The following is a 14,001-nucleotide window of genomic DNA, read 5'->3' as shown; positions in this document are numbered from 1 at the left end:
GTCAGAAAATGGTGAAACTTGCCTATCAAAATTTAGTGGCCGCACTACAAGATAGAACACCTCGTTATCTCGTTAATCCAAAGTTTGAATAATTGCTTACAATGCTGATCAGTCAATTGCTGCATTATTGTGCGGGTCTATCTTTTTAAGTTGATTAATATTGGTACACTTGCGCCTTTTGAAATTTTGTCTTCGGGGTGTCTGTGTTTGAGAAATTGGCTGAAAAAAGTTTAAATCTAATGGGTTGGGAACTGGATAATCATTGGGATTTGAATGTTGATCAATGCGTGATGATTGCAGCTCCTCATACCAGTAATTGGGACCACCGCCTGTAACACCACCAATAATATTGGTCACAGCATCCAGAGGATTACCACCAACACTACCCGTAACACCGCCAATAATATCTGTGACAGCAGCAGCAGGACTGCCGCTGCTAATATCCGTTAAATCACCCACAATGTGCTGAACCGTGTTTGAAGCAGTAGAACCATTATTGATGAGTGTGCCGATAACGCCAGTTGCTGAGCCAATTGCACCATTAATATCAGCACCAGCGAGATTTGAAACTGCTTCGAGACTTCCATTCACTGTATCGCGTGAGGTTTCAAAGGTAAGCGTACCAAGATTTGCTAAATCTCCGATTGGATGCTCTGATTGGTGAACCGTCCCTATAACTGCATCCGCTACAGTATGGATACCTGAATTAATAATACTTGTTTTTAAACTTTCTACACCTTGAAGAGTGTCTATAGTGTTTTGAACCGTACTCGTGACAGGATTGTTGCTGAGACCACCTCCTGTAACTCCTCCGATGATTCCCGTTACAATATTGACAGGGTTACTTCCAGTGGCTCCTAAGATATTTGTGACTACATTGAGTGGGGAAGTTCCTATTCCACCTGTAATACCACCAACAATATTAGTTACGGTATCAACAGGATTCGTGGTTGTTCCTCCTGTGACACCACTAACAATATTCGTCACTGTAGATAATGGACTGCTACTCCCAGTTACACTGCCTAAAGTACTGGTAATCGTACTTATTGGAGAACTTGCAATGCTATTGCTAACCGTGCTAATGGTTTGATTTACCGTATTTGTAATTGAACTCGTCGAAACGATATTTGTGATTGATGAAAGAGAAAGGGGAGCTAAGGTTGAACCTGTGATGGATGAAGTTGTTGTATTACTTTCTAATAAATTTGAAGTAATACTTTTAATTGGCGATAAAAGACTTTTGAAAAGCATAGCGGTACCTATATTTTTAAAGTTGTATTGTTTTGATTAATTATTAAAGTGATTTGATTTTTATGTGATGTATTTCACACTAATCAGTAATAATGTTATTTGTATTTGTTTTTTTGTCAATTCAAACGATAAGCTGTTTCATTGTTTAATACAGATTAATGAAAGGTTTTAGTAGTTGAATCTTAAAGTAATTCGATTTTAACAAAGAATAAAATGTCAAAAATAATAATAGAGAATGAGGAGAATAGAGCTGATATTTTTTGTCCTGATTTAATTTGTGATATCAGTGCATTAAAAATTATTTTTCTCACTTTACAGTTTAAAAATGACTTTAATCCAAAGAAGTTTATAAGTTTTGTTATTGGTTTGAAAATAAATATTAAGCAATCTTTATTCTTAATTTAAAGGTATCAATATCAATAATTTATAGTTTTATTTCAATTGTAAATATTTACTTTTAAATTAAAATGATCAATCTCTCGCCGTTTGAATGTGATTTTATTAAAAAATACTTATCAATTGGAAAAAAATGCGTATAATGCGCTCCATCAAATATGCGCTCATAGCTCAGCTGGATAGAGCACTTGGCTACGAACTAAGGGGTCGGGAGTTCGAATCTCTCTGAGCGCACCAATTTGAATTTATCGAAAGATAAAGTGAAAAAAACCGCTTAAATGCGGTTTTTTTGTGCCTTACATTTTTGCTTTAATTTTCTGAACAAACACAGTATTACCACCAACTGCGGGTAGTACATCATGATAGGGTAAACTTCGCATAGCCCTTAATAAAAAGGGTGCTTTTTCATCAATTTTCATTGAACTGGTTATTTTAAATAAACTTCCGTGATTCAATTCTGTAGCAACCATTTTTCCTTTTATAAAACGTAAATCACCACCATTTGCATAAAAGTTATTTTCAACAGTATTTGGATAATTAAAATAAAGCTTAAATGCAAAAGGAATATTAATCACACCTAAACCCACGTTCACTTGAATATCTGCATCTTGACCTTGATTTTGGATAGGAGAAGCACTGATTTTCTTGATTTGTCTTGGAAATAATTCTTGATAGGCTAAAGGGTTTAACCATTTATGTAATTGCTGTGGTGGCTGTTGATAAAATTGATAGGTTGTGGTGAAGCGCATAGTTTCTCGCCCATGTGTGTACAAAATGCTGGTTGGTGCATGTAGGTAGCTTACAGGCTGTTGTGCATTTTGACTCAGTTGTGCAATCTTAGCCAATTGAGCTTCATTTAATTGAGGGCTTGGTATTTGTCCTGGATTTAAGGCAACGATATTTTGTTTAATAAAGCGTGTTCGAAGTGATTCTAGGATAAAAGCATTGGTTGAGCTTGGAATCCCTAATTTGACCTCTGGAATCGCATTCAGAATTTTTTTAAAAATAAAACCTTTAGGTTGATTTAAATCTCCCCACTGGGTGAGCGTAATTAAAGTTCGATGATCATCTAAGGCAAACCATTCAAACTTTCCTACACCATATGGAATAGGAGAATCAATCACTAAACTGGAAATACTGTTCGATTTAATCTGATGCTGTAAAGTAACGTCTTCATTAAAATTGAGCACTGGAATAGGCGTTGGAATGGAGACACGATATTTCATTTTTACAGTATTGCCAGATTGTTCTAGTGTTTTGGCAGATTTAAGTGTTGGAAATAGACCGACATAGTGATTAAAGTCAGTCAACGTCTTACTAACCTGCTGTACATTGGTAGGAACAATAAGTGCGGCGGATGTAAAACTGGCGTTTGGTTGTGAATTGGATTTGAGTGTGGGGAGGTTAGTTTTAGTTGTTGGATGTGCATAAATGAAAATATTATTTTGCGTGTAGCTTGCCAAAAGCTGGGGGTTATTTTGAAAAGGTTGTAAAGCACTTGGGATATTGTCATTCCAAGTCAGCATTTGTGCAAAGCAAGTTTGCGTTACGCTAAAAATAAGAGTCGTTAATATAAATCCATTCAAATACAACATCAGATTCCTTTGATTTTTCTTAATCATATACTCAGTTTCATCTGTAGATGAGCGATGAAACATTGCTATTAATAAAAGTTTTTATGTATAAAAAATAGTCATATTATGTAAAACATGTCTTATCATAGGCTTCCGATCGGTCAGTATTTGTAGAAATAATAAATTAGCCTATCTATCATTCTGAATAGAAAAAAGATTTTTAATATTGTGAAGTGGAATGATGAATAGGAAATAAAGTTCCAAAGGCAATTCTGATAGTGGTAAAAGATTTCGATCAGATCATCTTCATGGATAAAGCCTACTTTTTCTCGAAATTAGACATCTCATTTTCTATCTAAAAATAAGCTGAAAAGTCCTATCGCATCATATTTAAATTTTGTATCAAATCACGATAAATCTGATTTACGCTCTAATCATTTATGTTCTAATAGATGAGTTTTTTCAAATCTTAGAAATCAAAAATGTCTGAACAACGTCCAACTGTATCTGTGCGCTATTATCTTAATTTAGAAGAATCACAAGATGGTTTTGCTCTTGTCACTTTTGGTAAAAAGACCTTTAGTCGTTTTCTAACACCTGTTATTAGTATTGCAATTATTGGTTGGGGAATCTATTTAGGTTTCTCAGACGTAGGGCGTAATTACGTTGCATTGGGTGCTTTTTTTCTGATTATGCAAGGATTGATGCGCTATTGGTTGTTACCGATGTTGTTTAAACGTCAGTTTGTCCGCTACCAATTTGGAAAAAGTGAGCAGGGAATTGACCTTTATCAAGATCATTTTGAACTTTATGCCACAGGTAAAAAGCAAACGGCGCAGTATGCAGAGGTACAATCTTTTGCAATAGGTAAACTGACTTACATGCTGGAGTTGAAAAACCATACTGTCATTATTGTTCCGAAGCGTTCATTCACTGATCCAGCAGATCAAACCAAATTTGAAAATAGTTTTAAAAAATAACTTCATTCGCGATTTAAGGAACAAGGAGCTTTTATGAGCACACGTCCGTCAAAAATTGTTTGTGTAGGCAGAAATTATGCTGAACATGCGAAAGAACTAGGTAATGCAATTCCTGATCGCCCAATTTTATTTATCAAACCACCAAGTAGTTTGAGTAGCTTAGCCCAAGGTGCCCGTTGGAATCAGGCTTTGGGTGAATGTCATTTTGAATGTGAAATTTGTTTGCAGATCGCACATCCATTGTCGCAGGAAACCGATCCAAGCAAAGCTTTAGAAGCGATTGGTGCTGTGACATTAGGATTGGATTTAACTTTACGTGATTTGCAGAATGATTTAAAAGCGAAAGGACAGCCTTGGGAACGAGCAAAAGCTTTTGACGGCGCATGTATCTTGGCAGACTGGGTGGAAGCAGATGAAATTGGCGATTTACAAGAGTTAGAGCTTGTTTTAATGATCAATGGCGTTGAACGCCAACATGGTTTTAGCCAAGATATGATTTTTGATATCGGTGCATTATTGGTTGAAATTAATCAGTCATTTAGTTTGGAAGCGGGTGATGTCATTATGACGGGTACACCTGCTGGCGTCGGGGCATTACACCCAAATGATCAATTAACCATGAAACTAATAACCCAATCAGGAGAATATGATTGGGATACATTTGTTCAAGCATAATTCATAAAATCGAAGCGCTGATATTTAAAATATCAGCGCTTTTTTATTTGTAAAAATGAGAAGATAAAAAATGAAAATCTGGTTGTACTTTGTATTATTTTTAATCACAACGATCAGCCATGCTCAACAACTCGCCTTAAGTTTTGATGATGGCGTTAATCCCGATTTAAATAAACAAGCCGTTAATATTAATCAGAGAATTTTAGCGCAACTGGAACAACATCAACTCAAAAGTATGATCTACCCAAGTGTCATTAAAATTGGAGATTATGCGGGATTACAGTTAGTTGCAGCGTGGGGGGAGCAAGGTCATCAGATTGGCAATCATAGCGAGTTACATCTTAATTTAAATAAAGATAGCGTAACGAGCCAACAATATATTGATGGCATTCAGAGAGCTGAACATGTTTTTCAACCATTAAAAGGTTGGACAGCAAGATATCGTTATCCTTTTCTCAAGGAAGGAAATACCCTAGAAAAGAGAGAGCGTATCGCGGATTATTTACAGCAACATGGCTATCAGTCGGGTGCAGTAAGTATTGACGCGAGCGACTGGTTTTATAATTTAAAATATTTGTCTTATCAAAAACAAGGAAAAACAGCCCAGTTAAATCAATTGAAACAAGCTTATATTCACCACTTACTTGGACGTGCAACTTACTATGATCAATTGGCAATCGAGACTTTAGGTTATTCACCAAAGCACGTACTTTTATTACACGTGAATGCGATTAATGCTGCATTTTTAACAGATGTAATTCAGGCATTTCGCGTACAAGGTTGGCAATGGATTGATACAGCTGATGCTTATACAGATCCAATGTATCAACAGCGTCCGAATATTTTACCTGCAGGTGAAAGCATTATTTGGTCATTAGCCAAGCAACGTGGGCAAGCGCAGTTGCGTTATCCTGCTGAAGATGCGCCTTATGAACAGGATAATTTAAAACGTTTTGGTTTAGATTGAATTAGCGTCCTTGATACAACTTGCGGAATTGATCAGGAGTAAACTGCATCCAACGTTTAAACATATAAATAAATGCAGATGAACTGGCATAGCCCAAATCGAGTGCAATATTTTCAATGGTCTTACCTTGATTTAGCATCGACATTGCTTTCATGATTTTTAATCGTTGTCGCCATTCATGGAGTGACATTCCCAATTCTTTTTGACTATAACGCGCTAGCGTTCGTTCAGTCATATTTATCATTTTAGCTAATTCATCTAGAGTGCTGTTGTCGGCAGGATGAAGATGTAAATGATTCAAGATTTCTGATAACGCTGGATGCTGTGTGGTTGGTAAATAACTTCCAACCAATTCTGCATGAGTAAGAGAATCCAGAAGTACCTGTAGTAAACGTAAATATTCTGGATCATTTTCTTGAAATGGATTTTTGCGGATATGTTCCAATAAGGCGGACACTAAGGGAGCTGAGAGTAGGATTCCTGCTTGCTTGGGCATTCGCTCGCACAGTGTTTCATGTATATAGAGGGTGCAGTGCGTGACTTCATTGCGATTAATCCCACTGTGCTGTAAACGTGGCGGTAGCCAAATACCATACGGCGGAGGTGTTAAATAATGAATTTGTTCAATATTAACTTCTAATACACCATCGAATGCATAAATAAATTCACCCCATGCATGGACATGTTCAGGATAAAACGTCTCGGCAGGTGCATCTCGAATTCTAAGCCATAAAGGGGCCGGAATATCACTATATGCAGGAAGCTGTTGAAAATTTTGAATCCTTTGAGCTGATTTTTTCATAAAATGAGAATTGCCCGAAAACATGGATTGAATGTCAGATTTTCACTATATCATGAAAATCTGACAGCTTTATATTGGTGCTCTAATTATAGAATAGAGAGCCTATTATGGATGAGCGCAAGGCATTGGATGCAACAGCATCAGGTTTAATGATCGTACTGTGTATGATTTGGGGGTTGCAGCAAGTCATACTGAAAATGGCAGCTCCTGATATTTCACCGTTAATGCAAATTGCGCTACGCTCAGGCTTGGCTGCTTTACTGTTATTACCTTTATTATATTTAGATAAAACCACGCAACTATTGAACCGACAAAATTTAAAAGCGGGTGTTTTAGTCGCTTTATTATTCTCTTTAGAATTCTTTTTATTGGCACAGGCTCTGCAACTCACATCTGCTTCACATGCGGTGGTACTTCTTTATACCGCCCCAATTTTTGTTGCCTTAGGTTTGCACTGGAAATTTCCTTCTGAGCGTTTAAGCACTTTGCATTGGGTGGGTATTGCAATTGCCTTTTTAGGGATTTTGGTGACTTTCCTAAGAGTAGAATCAGGCTCGCACTCAGCATTGCAGCAGCAAATGCTATGGGGGGATTTATTGGCATTGGCTGCAAGTATTGCTTGGGCTGCAACCACGATTACGGTTCGTTTATCTTCTCTAGCACAAGCGGCAGTGACGCAAACCTTGTTCTATCAACTTGCAGGGAGTTTTGTGTTGCTATTTGGCTTAGCTGTAATCCTAGGACAAGAGACGATTCACTTTACCCCGTTGGTATTGGGTAGTTTAGCCTTTCATACTTTAGTTGTTTCTTTTGCCAGTTTTTTAGCGTGGTTTTGGTTGTTGCGAAATTACTTGGCATCTCGATTAGGTGTATTTTCCTTTCTCACGCCATTATTTGGGATGGCATTTGGAGTATGGTTATTAGGTGAAAAAATCGAACTAAATTTTTTGATTGGAGCTGTATTGGTTCTGTTTGGTATTGTGATTGTGAGTTTTCAAGGTTGGATAAGTAAATAAAAGAAAGACCTCAATTGAGGTCTTTCTTTTTACTTCTGTTCAAAGATCGTTGAAAGAGGAATCGAAAGTTTTGCAGCTAAATAGTCATTACTCTCGATGAGGGATGGTCCTAAACGTTCAATCCATTCATCATCTTGATGGATATTGGCGACATCATGACGTAATGGTAGGGGATAAGGTAGTGCTGTAAAAAAGCTCCAGAAGTCAACTTGTGCAAGATTTCTAACCAATACATACTCATCGTTGTCTGTACGTTTGACTAAGTTCTGTTTTTCTAACTGTAAGATATATGCAGGTAAGCGTCCTAATTCACCACGTCCAATAATCCCAAGTAGTTCTTGTTCACTGACACTTTCTCCAATTTGTTGCTTTTTATAAAATAACTCCAATATATCTAATAACATTAAGATAGGATGACGCTTTTGTTCTTTATCTGAATGAAAAGCAGTCAGTGCATAACTGACTTCTACGCCTAATAAGATAATGTTCCAAGACAAATAAATCCAAAGAAGGAAGATTGGAACAGCAGCAAAAGCACCATACACTATTTCATAACTGGTGAAATTACTCATCACCCAACCAAAGAATCGTTTTAAAATTTCAAATACGGTTGCGCTAAAACATGCAGCAATAACAGCGGAAAGAATAGGGACGCTACGATTAGGGATGGTCCAGTAAAGAATGAAAAAGCCAACAATTGTAAGTAGGAATGAAATGAGCCATAAAAGGAAAGAGCCATCTAATTGATAACCCGCAAAATTATTGCTCAGAATATTCATTGAGGCGACAGTAGATGAAAGTACAAAAGCACTGCCTAGAATGATTGGACCTAAAGAGATAATTGTCCAATAACGCATAAAACCAACAAGACCTGTCCGAGTTTCTTTGACACGCCAAATACGATTAAAGACATTTTCGATTGAAGTGAGCATAAGCACGGTGGTCACAAACAGAAATAGCACCCCAATAATCGTGAGATTACTGGATTTATCTGTAAATGCGTTCAATGCTTTGTCAAAGGCAATGGTACTTTTTGGTAAAAAATTACTGTAAATCAATTGCTGTAGTTGTTGTCGAGCAGGCTCTAAAGCTTTAATTGAGGAGATAATGACTAAGAAAACGGTCAGCATCGGAACAACGGCAAACAAAGTGGTGTAGGTGAGTCCTCCAGCTTGTTCTCTACAGCGATCAGCTTCGAAACGCCGTAACACAAATACAATAAATTGAAACCATGTTTTTTCTAAAAAAGGCAGATTTTTTAGATAACGATTTAAGATCATGGGTTCTATCCTAGTTATTTTTAATAAAATCCTGTGTCAGCACAGGATTGGCTACAGCTCAAAAGAGGAAAAATGTCGTATAGTGTTCTTTTTAACAAAATTTATTAAAGTGATGCAACCTTACGTTCTTGTTCTTTATTACAGTAAATATGGTTCAACTCGAGAAATGGCCCATCTAATTGCCGATGGAATTGAGTCTTCTGGTATCACAGCTCGTATTCGAACAGTTCCCAATCTCGCAACTGTTGTCACTCAAGCAGAGCCGAGTATCCCAGCAGAGGGGGATGTTTATTGTACTTTAGATGATTTGACGTATTGCTCAGGTTTGGCACTCGGTTCACCTACTCGCTTTGGTAATATGGCGAGCGAGATGAAATACTTTTGGGATCAAACCACGAGTTTATGGTTGAATGGTGCTTTGCATAATAAACCAGCATGTGTTTTTACTTCTTCTGGCTCGATGCATGGTGGGCAGGAAAGTACCTTGCTTAGCATGTTACCGCCATTGTTCCATCATGGTATGCTCATCATGGGGTTGCCGAATTCAATTCCAGCTTTGTCTAATACTAAAACAGGCGGTACACCTTATGGGGCAAGTCATGTCAGTGGCCCTCGTCATGATCAAAGCTTGAGTGCAGATGAAAAAATCTTATGCGAAGCACAAGGTAAACGTTTAGGTGATGTCGTAAAAGCGTTGTTAGGAAAAGTTTAGATTTAAAAAAGGGAGCATATGCTCCCATTGTTTTATTTTTTAATTTGCCAATCGTAGATTTTTTTCTGATAGGCATACCACATCATCCACAGTCCAATCAGTAACATTGGTACAGTGAGAATCTGACCTTTAGTCATCCAACCGAATAGAATAAAACCTTGATCTGCATCGGGCTGACGGAAGAACTCCATGAAGAAACGTGCAACTCCGTAACCCATCAAGAATAATGCTGAAACCGCCATATGAGGACGTGGTTTAGCGCTAAACCACCAAAGTATGATAAATAGAATCAGACCTTCACAGAGCGCTTGATAAATTTGCGATGGATGGCGAACTAAACCTAAAGGATCGGTTGGAAAAATCATACCAAATGGATAGCTAGGGTCTTGAACTTGACGACCATACAATTCACCACCAATAAAGTTACCGATACGACCAAACATCAAACCTGTCGGTACACATGGTGCAATAAAGTCCAAGGTTTGAAACCATGTTTTCTGATATTTCTTACACCAGAATAGCATTGCGATCATGACCCCCAAGAAACCGCCGTGGAAGCTCATCCCACCTGTCCATACTTGGAATAACCAAAGCGGGTTTTCTAAGAATTTGCCAAACTCATAAAACAAGACATAGCCGATACGACCACCAAGTACTACGCCTAGAGCGCCATAAAACACCAGATCGGAGACCATATCGGCAGTCCAACCATCACGTTGTTTAGCACGATAAGAGGCTAAGCCCCAAGCGCATAAAAATGCCAAGAGATACATGAGTCCGTACCAATGCACTTTGACTGGTCCCAAGCTCAGCGCAACTGGATCAATATTTGGATAGGTCAGCATTGCTGTTCCTCAATTTAGAATTTGAAATTAAGTTTTGAGCAGATTGTAGCGGAATGATGTGAAAAATGTTGTACATTCAATGTGTAAAGATGTGAGAACAGAATTAATGTGTATTGTCGCTTTTGCATGGCATGTTCTTGATGATATGCCGTTGTGTTTAATTTCAAATCGTGATGAGTTTTATCATCGACCAAGTGCTGTTTTACATCGATGGGATAACAGTTCGATAATTGCTGGGCAAGATTTACAGTCAGGTGGGGCATGGATGGGAGTCACTGAGTCTGGGCGTTGGGCAATCGTGACTAATTTTCGAAATGGGCGAGATAAGAACCAATATTCAACTTCACGTGGGCATTTAATCCAATCTTTTTTAGAAAGTGATTTAGCCCCCATTCGTTTTGCACAACAATTAGAACAGCAACAACAAGACTACGCTGGTTTTAATTTGTTTGTCGGTGATCGAGAGCAAGCGGTTTATATGAGTAATCGGGGGGAAGCACCACAAGTCTTAGCCAATGGTGTTTATGTTGTTTCCAACGGTTTAATGTCAGAAGATTGGGAGAAAACCAAACATTTACGTAAACGCTTTACACAAGAATTTTTACCAATGTTGCAACAATCAACGATTACAGAATCTGATTTGCAATATTCAGTCTGGGATATTTTGGAAGATGAACGAAAAATTATTCCAGATTTGTTGCCGGATACAGGGATTAGTGTGGAAATGGAAGAATTATTATCTTCAACTTTTATTCAAAGCCCAATTTATGGAACACGATGTTCTAATTTTTTGAGAATGACATCTGAGCACTGGCAATGGTTAGAGAAGTCTCAACAAGGTGAGCAGCAGGGGCGTATTATCGAAATGCAAGTTGATCTGTTGAAATAAAAATACCGACAAGGCTGTCGGTATTTTTATTGGAGTATTTTGCTTATTTTTTAGTTTCAGCTTTTTTCTCAACCGATGGTAAAACATCGGCTGTGATATAGCCAACACATGCACTATAACCACCATTATAGTTTTCTAAAACTTTTGCTTTTAATTCAGCAGAAAGTTTTGAGCTATCTCCAGGATGTTGGAAATTACTCATGATGTATGTCCAACCATTTACAGAGTCAACTGCATGTAAGCCTGTTGATTCTGCACCTGCTGGAGTAGAGAGGATACGATCTAAAGACTTAGTATCAACATTATATGCCCAGAGGAAGTTGTTGGTATGGTTACCACTGTCTTCACCGATGAATAATGTGCGTAAAGTTTCAGAGAATTTTAAATTGTCTGGGCTTGCAATATTATTTGGATCTGCCGTGTTACCTAAGCCATCCACAGTAATATCTTTACCCATAAGAACCATATGGCTTTGATAAGGTGTCCATTCACTATTGATCACATTGTTAAGATGATCAACTTGGCTACCTTTGAGGTCATGTCCAAGGACACCACCTGCTTTGAGCGTGCTCTTGAACTTAACATTATGTGATTCAACCCAAGCTGCATTTCCACCAATCATTGAATCTTGAATATTTGCGAGTGCAGAGTAAGCAACTTTATCTTTAATATTTACGGTAGTACCTTCCATTTTTGTGAAAGCCATACTACCGCCTTTTAGGGCAGCATATCGATGTGTTTCTAGGAATGCAGCAGCAAGCTCAATCTCAGCTTTGCTAAAGCCATTGTTGGCTTCTTTGAGTTTAACCCAAAGCGATTTTCCATCTAACACAATCTTGGTATAACCTGTTAAATCAGCTGGTGCTGTTTTCAAGCTTTCCATAATGTTTTCAGATTTGATTCCTCGAACATTCACGAGGTCTTCGATGGTCTTACTATCAGTATGACCTAACTTGATCCATTTGATTGCTGCTGTTGAGGTCTCATTCAGTTCAGATGTGTATTTCGCAACATATAATGTTCCAGCAGATAAGTCTTTTTCTTTGTCTGCAATAAACATGAAGAAACCACCGTTAGTGTAATCATCACCCATGATTACAGTGCGGTTGTCTGGCATGACTTGAATCAGTTCATGTGAAATACGACCTAAGCAGTAGTGTTTAACTGCCTTAGCACGACCTTTACCATCAAGAATAATTTCTGGCAAATGACCATAGTTATAGGCATTTGCAGTATTTTCATTGCCATATAGATTTTTACTATATGCTTTGAGCATTGCGAGATCTGAACCGATTTGGTCAAATGCATCAGGCTCATATTCTTCACTTGAAAGGTGGGTATTCCACGGAGAAAGGCTAGCACCACAGGTGATCCATAGACCATGAACTTTAGACATATCGACATTGAAGTATTTTTTCAATGTTAAGTGTCCAGTTTTTTGATCTTGATCAAGCGTTAAAATCGCAATTGGAGATGGCAATTTGCCATACATGCTTTGATTATTGAGGTTTTTAGTGGTGTATTCAAATTGAACAACGTGGAATACAGGGTTAGCCACACCAGATACAGAAGCGCCATTGATGTGGATTAAAGATGAACCATCTGGAGAGTCAGAGAAGAATTGGCGTTCTTGACCGATTACAGAAGTATCTTTAATCGGTTGGTTATTAATATCATAATAACTACCTGCAATGATTTTTCCACCATCGATATTATCAACTTGCATGCCAGTACGGAAAAACTCCTGATAACCCAATTTGTACTCTGTGGTTGTATTATCATCCCACGTAATCGTCAAAGCAGATTTAACTGAAGTGGTAGCCATCTCTGGTACAGTTGAAGGTGCCGCCATAGGTGTAAATTTTGCATTTTTAAATTTTGCAGCAGGTACGGTTGGCGTAACGGTAGTATCGTTATTATCATTGCAACCTGCTAAAGCTGCTGCTGTGCCCATTGCCCCTAGTGGTAAAAACGGAACACCCGCGAACCACTTTAAAATATCACGACGACTTGGCTGATTTGTATTGGCTGTCATAATAAATCCATATCTTTAATAAATGGTAAATAAATCTAGATTGATTTTATGTTTGATAGATGACAATTTTTTGACACTTTTAAGGCAGTTTGAAGACAATTTAATTTTTATAAATATATAAAAAATATAAATTTAAAATAAAAAAATCCCTGAGGTTATTCAGGGATTGAACAGAGATATTATTATTCTGAAACTGCTTTGCGCTTTTCTAATATTTTTCCAAAAAGTAAACCGATTTCAAATAGCATCCACATCGGAACAGCCAGCATAATCATGGATAATGCATCAGGTGGTGTTACAAACATAGCTACGAAAAAGCATCCAACAACAATAAAACGGCGTTTTTCAACGAGGCTTTGTGTACTCACGACACCAATCAAAATCAGAACTAGAGTAATGATTGGAATTTCAAAGGTAAAACCGAAAACCAAGAATAGTTTTAAGCAGAAGCTTAGATAGCTATTAATATCTGTCATAGGTGCAACAGTTTCAGGAGACACGCTAATAAAGAAATGCAAAATAGCAGGTAGGGTAATGAAATAGGCGAATGCGACACCTAAGTAGAATAAAAGAATACTG

At 37.6% G+C, this 14,001-nt stretch carries 15 protein-coding genes and 1 tRNA gene; 10 read left to right on the top strand and 6 right to left on the bottom strand.

Annotated elements, in window-relative coordinates; all coding sequences use genetic code 11:
• The 4 genes from AAV96_RS18405 to AAV96_RS01675 form a co-directional block, all read left to right on the top strand.
• Nucleotides 1-92 (top strand): hypothetical protein (locus tag AAV96_RS18405; RefSeq protein WP_227505815.1); only part of this gene is annotated, 92 nt, incomplete at its 5' end.
• Nucleotides 93-472: 380 nt separating this feature from the next.
• Nucleotides 473-664: a hypothetical protein gene (locus AAV96_RS18400; protein ID WP_155758045.1), complete on the top strand. Its 192-nt coding sequence runs from the start codon at nucleotides 473-475 to the stop codon at nucleotides 662-664.
• A 465-nt stretch (nucleotides 665-1,129) separates the two neighbouring features.
• The gene (locus tag AAV96_RS18395) at nucleotides 1,130-1,291 is read left to right on the top strand and encodes a hypothetical protein (protein ID WP_155758047.1); all 162 of its coding nucleotides are present in this window, start codon (nucleotides 1,130-1,132) and stop codon (nucleotides 1,289-1,291) included.
• Nucleotides 1,292-1,807: 516 nt separating this feature from the next.
• Nucleotides 1,808-1,884 (top strand) — tRNA-Arg (locus AAV96_RS01675).
• Between the two features lie 59 nt (nucleotides 1,885-1,943).
• Here the strand turns inward: AAV96_RS01675 and AAV96_RS01670 are convergent.
• Nucleotides 1,944-3,242 carry an SRPBCC family protein gene (locus tag AAV96_RS01670; RefSeq protein ID WP_046738074.1) on the bottom strand — a complete coding sequence of 433 codons (1,299 nt, stop codon included), beginning with the start codon at nucleotides 3,240-3,242 and terminating at the stop codon, nucleotides 1,944-1,946.
• A 461-nt stretch (nucleotides 3,243-3,703) separates the two neighbouring features.
• Between AAV96_RS01670 and AAV96_RS01665 the strand changes: the two genes are divergently transcribed.
• The 3 genes from AAV96_RS01665 to AAV96_RS01655 all read left to right on the top strand — a co-directional run bounded on the left by AAV96_RS01665 (nucleotide 3,704) and on the right by AAV96_RS01655 (nucleotide 5,843).
• Nucleotides 3,704-4,201, top strand: a complete 498-nt coding sequence (locus tag AAV96_RS01665; protein WP_046738073.1) for a YcxB family protein — start codon at nucleotides 3,704-3,706, stop codon at nucleotides 4,199-4,201.
• Between the two features lie 33 nt (nucleotides 4,202-4,234).
• Complete coding sequence (locus AAV96_RS01660; protein WP_004660402.1) at nucleotides 4,235-4,876, top strand: fumarylacetoacetate hydrolase family protein; 642 nt, start codon at nucleotides 4,235-4,237, stop codon at nucleotides 4,874-4,876.
• Nucleotides 4,877-4,946: 70 nt separating this feature from the next.
• Entirely contained in the window at nucleotides 4,947-5,843 is an 897-nt protein-coding gene (locus AAV96_RS01655) for a polysaccharide deacetylase family protein (protein WP_046738072.1), read from the top strand.
• 1 nt (nucleotide 5,844) lies between these two features.
• Here AAV96_RS01655 and AAV96_RS01650 read toward each other — a convergent pair whose 3' ends face one another.
• Nucleotides 5,845-6,645, bottom strand: coding sequence for an AraC family transcriptional regulator (locus tag AAV96_RS01650; RefSeq protein ID WP_046738071.1), 801 nt, complete (start codon nucleotides 6,643-6,645; stop codon nucleotides 5,845-5,847).
• Between the two features lie 107 nt (nucleotides 6,646-6,752).
• On the opposite strand from AAV96_RS01650, the gene AAV96_RS01645 reads away from it, so the two are divergent.
• A complete protein-coding gene (locus AAV96_RS01645) occupies nucleotides 6,753-7,661 on the top strand; it encodes a DMT family transporter (RefSeq protein WP_046738070.1) in 909 nt (302 codons plus the stop codon).
• A gap of 29 nt (nucleotides 7,662-7,690) precedes the next feature.
• Here AAV96_RS01645 and AAV96_RS01640 read toward each other — a convergent pair whose 3' ends face one another.
• Nucleotides 7,691-8,941, bottom strand: coding sequence for a YihY family inner membrane protein (locus tag AAV96_RS01640; protein ID WP_004660413.1), 1,251 nt, complete (start codon nucleotides 8,939-8,941; stop codon nucleotides 7,691-7,693).
• A gap of 112 nt (nucleotides 8,942-9,053) precedes the next feature.
• On the opposite strand from AAV96_RS01640, the gene wrbA reads away from it, so the two are divergent.
• The gene (gene wrbA, locus AAV96_RS01635; protein WP_046738076.1) at nucleotides 9,054-9,653 is read left to right on the top strand and encodes an NAD(P)H:quinone oxidoreductase; all 600 of its coding nucleotides are present in this window, start codon (nucleotides 9,054-9,056) and stop codon (nucleotides 9,651-9,653) included.
• Nucleotides 9,654-9,685: 32 nt separating this feature from the next.
• Here wrbA and lgt read toward each other — a convergent pair whose 3' ends face one another.
• On the bottom strand, nucleotides 9,686-10,498 hold the full coding sequence (gene lgt / locus AAV96_RS01630; RefSeq protein WP_046738069.1) for a prolipoprotein diacylglyceryl transferase: 813 nt from the start codon (nucleotides 10,496-10,498) through the stop codon (nucleotides 9,686-9,688).
• A 106-nt stretch (nucleotides 10,499-10,604) separates the two neighbouring features.
• Between lgt and AAV96_RS01625 the strand changes: the two genes are divergently transcribed.
• Nucleotides 10,605-11,387, top strand: coding sequence for an NRDE family protein (locus tag AAV96_RS01625; protein ID WP_046738068.1), 783 nt, complete (start codon nucleotides 10,605-10,607; stop codon nucleotides 11,385-11,387).
• 43 nt (nucleotides 11,388-11,430) lie between these two features.
• On the opposite strand, the gene AAV96_RS01620 is transcribed toward AAV96_RS01625, so the two are convergent.
• The gene (locus AAV96_RS01620) at nucleotides 11,431-13,422 is read right to left on the bottom strand and encodes a PhoX family protein (RefSeq protein ID WP_046738067.1); all 1,992 of its coding nucleotides are present in this window, start codon (nucleotides 13,420-13,422) and stop codon (nucleotides 11,431-11,433) included.
• A 182-nt stretch (nucleotides 13,423-13,604) separates the two neighbouring features.
• Nucleotides 13,605-14,001: twin-arginine translocase subunit TatC (gene tatC, locus AAV96_RS01615; protein ID WP_046738066.1), on the bottom strand; the 397-nt coding region annotated here is incomplete at its 5' end.

Origin of the sequence: Acinetobacter sp. AG1 (assembly GCF_001005525.1) — a bacterium.
Classification (GTDB): Bacteria; Pseudomonadota; Gammaproteobacteria; order Pseudomonadales; family Moraxellaceae; genus Acinetobacter; species Acinetobacter modestus.
The sequence above is the reverse complement of the archived record's forward strand: the minus strand, read 5'-3'. Positions and strand labels throughout refer to the sequence as shown.

What these genes read in the sequence shown, in the direction of transcription:
- lgt (WP_046738069.1), bottom strand. Translation starts at nt 10,498, where the DNA reads ATGCTGACCTATCCAAATATTGATCCAGTTGCGCTGAGCTTGGGACCA.
- AAV96_RS01670 (WP_046738074.1), bottom strand. Translation starts at nt 3,242, where the DNA reads ATGTTGTATTTGAATGGATTTATATTAACGACTCTTATTTTTAGCGTA.
- AAV96_RS01650 (WP_046738071.1), bottom strand. Translation starts at nt 6,645, where the DNA reads ATGAAAAAATCAGCTCAAAGGATTCAAAATTTTCAACAGCTTCCTGCA.
- wrbA (WP_046738076.1), top strand. Translation starts at nt 9,054, where the DNA reads ATGCAACCTTACGTTCTTGTTCTTTATTACAGTAAATATGGTTCAACT.
- AAV96_RS01655 (WP_046738072.1), top strand. Translation starts at nt 4,947, where the DNA reads ATGAAAATCTGGTTGTACTTTGTATTATTTTTAATCACAACGATCAGC.
- AAV96_RS01640 (WP_004660413.1), bottom strand. Translation starts at nt 8,941, where the DNA reads ATGATCTTAAATCGTTATCTAAAAAATCTGCCTTTTTTAGAAAAAACA.
- AAV96_RS01645 (WP_046738070.1), top strand. Translation starts at nt 6,753, where the DNA reads ATGGATGAGCGCAAGGCATTGGATGCAACAGCATCAGGTTTAATGATC.
- AAV96_RS01625 (WP_046738068.1), top strand. Translation starts at nt 10,605, where the DNA reads ATGTGTATTGTCGCTTTTGCATGGCATGTTCTTGATGATATGCCGTTG.
- AAV96_RS01620 (WP_046738067.1), bottom strand. Translation starts at nt 13,422, where the DNA reads ATGACAGCCAATACAAATCAGCCAAGTCGTCGTGATATTTTAAAGTGG.
- AAV96_RS01665 (WP_046738073.1), top strand. Translation starts at nt 3,704, where the DNA reads ATGTCTGAACAACGTCCAACTGTATCTGTGCGCTATTATCTTAATTTA.
- AAV96_RS01660 (WP_004660402.1), top strand. Translation starts at nt 4,235, where the DNA reads ATGAGCACACGTCCGTCAAAAATTGTTTGTGTAGGCAGAAATTATGCT.